We start from the raw sequence: 6659 nt of genomic DNA on the forward strand, positions 1-6659 counted from the left end.
ACTCTCCTTCTGCATTACTATTAGGACATGATCAGGCCTTTTACCGCCCAGTCATACTTTTCCATGGCTGAAAATAGTTCTATGTCTGCAACTTCTTTATTTGACTTCGATGTAAGAAATTCTGCCTGGGCGCTCAGGTACTCAAGTTTTCCCATCATTCCCAGAGAATATTTCCGGTCGGCCGCCTGCATTTTCTGCTCCGCAGCCGCATATTCGGAGAGAGCCGCCTCGTAGGACTGCCGTTTGGAAATGACAGTATTATAAAGGGCCTGAAGCGTGGACGCCACATCCTGTTCCGACTGTGCCACATTCCTCTTCTTCACGTTTCTCGCAGAGGAACCGGAGGCGGAAGCTCCTTTAAGCGACTGGAGATCGTAGTTGGCTCCTATGGCCGACCGGAGATCGTTCTCCGGATTCATCTGGTCGATCCGCGACAAATCGGAGGCCGGTACCGGCCGTATTTCCGGAGCGGAGTCATGGTTCCATCCCGTCAGTATGAGCAGATTCTGCCTCATATTGTCAATACCGTATTTAAGCTGGGCAGCGCCGCTTTCCGCCTGTTTTAAGGTTTCCTGGGCCGTCTGGATATCCTGGACCGATTTCATTCCCATGGCCGCCATCCTGTTTGCCGCATCCAGATTGGCCTGGGCCAATTCTATCTGCTTGTTCATCAGCTCCTGCTTTGCAATCGTCTCACTGTACTGGATCATCAGCTGCTGGGTGGAAGCAACCAGTTTGCTTTTCGTCTGTCTGAGTGTCTTCTTGTAAGAGCTTCCCAGCTCCTCGTTTGTCAGCTTCTGGGCCTGTTTGCGCAGCTCCTTCGCCGTCTCCTTGTAGCTGTCATAAAGCTCCCTCGTGGTCTCATTAAGGCCGTCAGAACGAAGCTCATAAGCTTCATCCATCAAATCCGACGCACCTTCTCTCAATTCTCTTGCCGCGTCCAGCGACTGGGTGCTGTTCACCAGAGTCGAATTGAGCTGCTTGTAATTCGTGTTGTAGTTTTCAATCCTCTGGTCAATGTGGTTGTAATCCAGAACCGTATCCTCGGCACCGGCTCCCGCCCCGTTTATGTAAGTCGTCTTTCCTGAAGGCCCTGCGGCCGCATAAGCGGGAACTGTCAGAGATATCGCTGCCAGGGCAGCCAGGGCGGCCGCAGTTATCTGTTTCCGTCTTTTTTTCATTCTATTTTCTCACCTCCGCAGTTTAACTGCTACTGTTCACAGGTTGTATTCCGCGAGGTGTTTTCGTGCGCATTTTGCACAAAAATCCCGAGTTGCACGGCGCGAAACGGCGCTTTTTGCCGTTTCTGTGCATCGCGAAGCGTGTTATTGTTCGCAGCACGCTGTTTTTTGGCGGGGTGTGAACAATAACGTTTAACTGACCACGGTTTCTATCCGTATGCGGCTGTCCCTGCCGGGTACAGCCGCATACTTCCTATATTTTGTTACAAAACCATTTTACCACACTTCTGCCATTAATCCACATCCAATTCTTCCCTGTGCCCTCTGTTCATCAGTGTGTAATAAATCGGGAGCATCAGCAGGGACAATGATGTCGAAGCCAGCAGGCCGCCCACGTTTACAAGCGCCATACCCTGCATCATCTCGCCGCTGTCGCCGATTCCAAGCGCCATCGGAATCATGGCTACTATCGTTGTCAGCGTTGTCATCAGGATAGGACGGAGCCTTGTGGCTCCCGCTTCGATCAGGGCCGTGTCGCGGTCCATATCGCTCCTGTACTGGTTTGCCGTATCAACATAAAGAATACCGTTGTTTACAACCGTACCGACCAGCATCAAAAATCCCAAAAGGGACGGCATACTGATGGTAGCGTCAGCCAGGAACATCAGTCCGAAGGAACCAATCAAGCTGAACGGAATCGTCGTCATAACCATGATAGAGAACTTCGGTGATTCAAACTGGGCAGCCATAACTACGAAGATCAGGAAGACGGCAAGGCCGATTGCTCCCGCAAGTGCGCCGAACTCTTCAGCCATCGCTTCATCCATACTGTTCTGAGCCCTGGTAATGCTCTCAGACATGTTGGGAAGCACTGCTTCTTTGTAAATTGTTGTCTCTATTGCATCCTGATCGTCCTTTGCAATGCCCTTCACGAAATCACCGGTAATCGTAACCTGATATTCTTTGTCAGCCCTGACGATATTCTGAGGACTGTCTTTAAAATAAATGTCGGCAATATCGGTAAGTGCCACGGAACCGCCGGTCGCGGTATCGAGTACGATTCCCTTCACCTGGTCAATCGTATCATATTCGCCGTCCGGATACTCGACCATGACGCTGATTTCGCCGCCGTTTACATCGAGAGTCGTAGCTTCCTTGCCGCTGAGCATCAGGTTGACCGTACCTCCCACCTGCGCGGGAGTCAGGCCTTCTGCCGCTGCCTTCAGCGGGTCCACTTCAATCTTTATAACCGGAGCCGAGTTTTCCAGGGAAGAATGAATCCTTGTTACCTCAGGACGGTTCTTAAGCGCCTGGACAATCTTATCGGACGCCGCCTTCAGCTCATCGTACTGGGTACTCTGGAGGATATACTCAACGCCTTCGTTTCCGCCTCCCATCATACTCATGGCACTCTGGGAAGACAATGTGATATTCGTATCAGGAATCGAGGTCAGCACCGGCCTCCATTCATCAACCACTTTCTTTGTGGAACGTTTTCTGTCGTCCTTCAGGTATGCTGTCAGCGAGGCGGAAGAGCCTCCCGAGATACTGAGTCCGCTGCTTCCGTAGGAAAGCATGTAGGATTCCACATCCTCGTCATTTGCCACATAGTCTTCAATCTCTGATAAAATCTCGTTGGCTTTCTCAATTCCCAGACCCGGCCTTAAGCCGACGGTGATTGATATGGTACCCTGGTCATTTGCCGGCATCAGCTCCGTCTTGAGCTGGGTCGCCAGGAAAAGGGAAATAACCAGCAGAGCTACTGTTGTAAACATAACCGTTTTCTTCTTAGGAAGAAGTGACTTCATGATACCCCTGTATCCGTTCTGCATCTTTGTCACAAGACCGGAAAGCGGAGCCGTAGTTCGTTCCTTCGGCCGGTACATCATGTAGCATAACGGAACGATCGTCATAGCCGAAATGAGTGACGCAACCATACAGAACACAATCGTGAAGCCAAGGGGTTTAAACATCTGTCCCGTCATACCCGACAGGAACGCCAGCGGGAGGAATACGACGCAGGTGGTAGCCGTTGAGCCGATAATCGACTGGATTACGATGCTGCTGCCTTCCAGGGCCGCTTTATGGAATTCGTTAAAGCCTTTTCCTTTTGTGGAACGGAAACAGCTCTCCAGTACTACAATCGAGTTGTCAACCATCATACCGACACCCAGCACCAGGCTTCCCAAAGTGATAACATTGAGCGAGAATCCCATGACCCTCATCATAACCAGGGCCGCCAGGATAGACACCGGTATGGACGTTCCGACAATCAGGGACGCCTTTAAATCTCCGAAGAACAGGAAAATAACCACCATTGATACGATAATTGCCGCAATCATCGTCTGCAATACACTGATTAATGAGCCGTTAATCTGATCGCTGTTGTCATTTACTACAACGATTTGAAGGTCCGGATTTACTTCAGTTAATCGTGAAATTGTTCTGTTAACTGCTTTGGACACATCCATGGCCGAGCTTTTCTGCTGTTTCTTTATGCCCAGCGCAACCGTATCCTGGCCGTTGTACCGGCCGATACCGGCGGCATCCTTTAACGTGGAGTAGACATTTGCCACATCCTCAAGATAAATTGTATTGCCGTTTCCGACCGTAATCGGGATCCGTTTCAGGCTCTCCATATCATCAAATTCAACGCCTGTTGTAACGGAAAGACTCTGGCTCCCCACCTCGGTGCTTCCGGCCGGATAAGCCAGATTGGCGGAGGCGACTGCCGTAACCAGGGAATTCATGCTGAGATGATACTGCTTAAGCTTCTCCGGGATCACTTCAACCCGGATATACTCCTCACGTCCGCCGCTGATGTCAACGCTGGCCACGGAGGATATCTTCTCCAGCTCCGGGACGATCTTCTCATCTACATAGTTATAAAGATTATCTGCTTTATCATTGTTTACCGCCAGATACATCGTCGCCTGGTCATTAATGTTGAACTCCATGATAGTCGGAGTCTGCACATCATCCGGCAGGCTGCTCTGCATGGCATCCGTCTTTTTCTTTAAATCGGAATATGCCTTATCCATATCCGTGCCGTATTCATACTGCAGCAGCACCATGGACATGTTTTCATTTGAATAGCTGTTTACGGATTTAATTCCGTTCAAAGTGCCGATCTCATCTTCAATCGGCTTGGTAACCAGTTCATCGACGTCCTCCGGGTTAGCTCCCGGATAAACGGTAAATACGACTACCATCGGCATTTCCATCTCGGGAGTCAGCTCCAGTTTCGATGAAAATATGGATGAAATACCAAATACGATCAGGCAGAGAACTGCCAGAACCGTCGTAACCGGACGTTTCAGGACGCTTCTTGTTAATCCCATGTGAGTGCCTCCTTATTCCGCTTCTGCTTCTGTCGTGTTTTCCGCCGTACCGGATGATGCGCCGTCTGTTGTGCTTTCTCCGGCAGTTCCGGATGCGCCGAGGATTTCTACCTGCGAGCCTTCAAACAGCTCGGAACTCCAGGTGACAATTACATCATCCTCCGTGCTGAGTCCTCCCGTAATCTCTGTCTTCTCCGCATCGTAAATGCCTACTTCCACAGGCACTTCATGTACTGCGTTATCCTTATATGTATAAACCATTGCTTTTCCGCCCTGATAATAAATAGCATCTGTCGGAATCATCATAACGTTTTCAGCTTTGCTGGATGTAACATAAAGCTTAACCTGCGCCCCGGTTGCCAGGGAATCCGCATCTTCAAGGGATGCTTTAATTTTGAAAAGGCCTGTGGACGCATCTACCATGGAACTGATTTCAGTAATCACACCGTGATAATCACTGCCGTTTTTCTCAATCCGGATCACATCACCGGTGCTGAGTCCGTCTACAACCCGTTCCGTCACATTAAACGACACCGCCTTTGTCCCTTCCCCTGAAATAACACAGAGTACGTTAGACTGGGCCACATTATCGTGTACTTCTACGTTAAAGCTTTCCACAAGGCCGCTGATTGGCGCCGTAATGGTGCTGAACTCAATCTGGTTATCATAAGCCAGCTTTGCCGCATCATACTGGAGCTTTGCCATCTTTGCGCTGCTCTGCACCTGCTCAAACTGCTGCTGTGAGATGTCGCCGCTCTGAAGCAGAACGCTCATCCTCTGCAGGTTTGTATTGGCATCCTGAAGGGAAACGGCAGCCGTATCCAGGTTGATTTTAGCTCCGTCCACCTGTTTTGTATCAATATGGAGCAGCTCCTGCCCTTCCTCCACATAATCTCCCGCCTTCACATAGACGTCGGTCACCTCGCCTGCCGCCTTCGGAATGATGTAGACAATATCTGATGGCTCGACCGTGCCGGTCAGGCCTGTATACAATTCAATATTTCCAATCTCCGGCTTCTGTATAGAGACCACCGGAACAGAAGCCGCTGCAACTTCCTCCTTCGGTTTCAAAAATCTGGGCAAGATAATTGCTGCTGCCGCCACAATCACTACCGCTGTAATGATTACTTTTTTCTTCTTCATGTTGTCCTCCTGTTTCGTCTGCTTTCTTCGCTTCAAAATTCTATGATTATTTTTCTATGATTAAATATATTGCAGCCTTTTTATTCTATCCGTCTTTCATGAATTTCCGGCCCGTCCTTCTGAACCGTTCCTGCATATCCCATTCTTCAGGATTTCCAGCTTTTTGGCAAAACGGGATTTGATTGTATCCACAGGCACTTCGTCAAAATAGTCTTTGATTTCCATCGCAATACTTAACATGGCAAGCTGGAAAAAACAGTGGAACACCTCATAATCTTCCACCATCATCACTTTCTTGTCCGTGTTTTCAAAAATCCACCTCTCTATCTCTTCATTCTTGTGGCCGTATGTATCATTCATCCTTTTTGAAAAGCCCTTTAAGATCTCCTCTGAACCCGTATGATACATCACATTTTTAATGAATTTAAACTGGCCTTTACCGGAACAAAATTCAATCGTCCTGTCCAGCAGCGCTTCCAGCATAACCCAGATATTTCCTCCAGACGTGATCAGGGCCTCCCTGCAAAAATCTCTCAGTCTGTTCTGGCTGTCCTCGAAAATGCACGCCAGCAGATCCCATTTATCCTCAAAATATGTATAAAAACTCCCTCTGGATATATCCGCCTCTTTAATAATCTGGTTAATTGATACCTTATCGAGAGGCACCCGCGCAAATTCCTTCACGGCGGCGCTGCAGATGCTCCGTTTCTTCTCTTCCGGAAGTCTGTAAAACCGTTCTGTAGGCATACGTCTTCCTCCCCCCCTGTTATTTACTCTTATCTTTAGTATGGCTGCCAAGGCCCCTCCGATATTCTACTGTGTACAAGTGTAAAAATATCGCAAAAAGGTGACAGGCTGTCATTATTATAGTGACAGCCTGTCACCTTGTCAAGAGACTTATAAAAATTTAATATAATTTTAACTTTATTTGTAATTCAGACAGGGGACTGCTGAGATCTGATTGGAGATTTAACTGAGGTTGGAGGACGCGTCC

General features: G+C 48.8%; 4 protein-coding genes. All 4 read right to left on the reverse strand.

What is annotated here, in order from left to right; genetic code table 11:
* Positions 1 to 20 precede the first annotated feature (20 nt).
* Entirely contained in the window at positions 21 to 1181 is a 1161-nt protein-coding gene (locus CLOSYM_RS07540) for a TolC family protein (RefSeq protein WP_021641648.1), read from the reverse strand.
* A gap of 293 nt (positions 1182 to 1474) precedes the next feature.
* Positions 1475 to 4522 (reverse strand): efflux RND transporter permease subunit, encoded by a 3048-nt coding sequence (locus CLOSYM_RS07545; protein ID WP_021641649.1) that lies wholly within the window; start codon positions 4520 to 4522, stop codon positions 1475 to 1477.
* A gap of 12 nt (positions 4523 to 4534) precedes the next feature.
* Positions 4535 to 5665, reverse strand: coding sequence for an efflux RND transporter periplasmic adaptor subunit (locus CLOSYM_RS07550; RefSeq protein WP_003497509.1), 1131 nt, complete (start codon positions 5663 to 5665; stop codon positions 4535 to 4537).
* Between the two features lie 96 nt (positions 5666 to 5761).
* Entirely contained in the window at positions 5762 to 6412 is a 651-nt protein-coding gene (locus tag CLOSYM_RS07555) for a TetR/AcrR family transcriptional regulator (RefSeq protein ID WP_021641651.1), read from the reverse strand.
* Between the last annotated feature and the right edge of the window lie 247 nt (positions 6413 to 6659).

This window comes from [Clostridium] symbiosum ATCC 14940, from assembly GCF_000466485.1.
GTDB classification, from domain to species: domain Bacteria; phylum Bacillota; class Clostridia; order Lachnospirales; family Lachnospiraceae; genus Otoolea; species Otoolea symbiosa.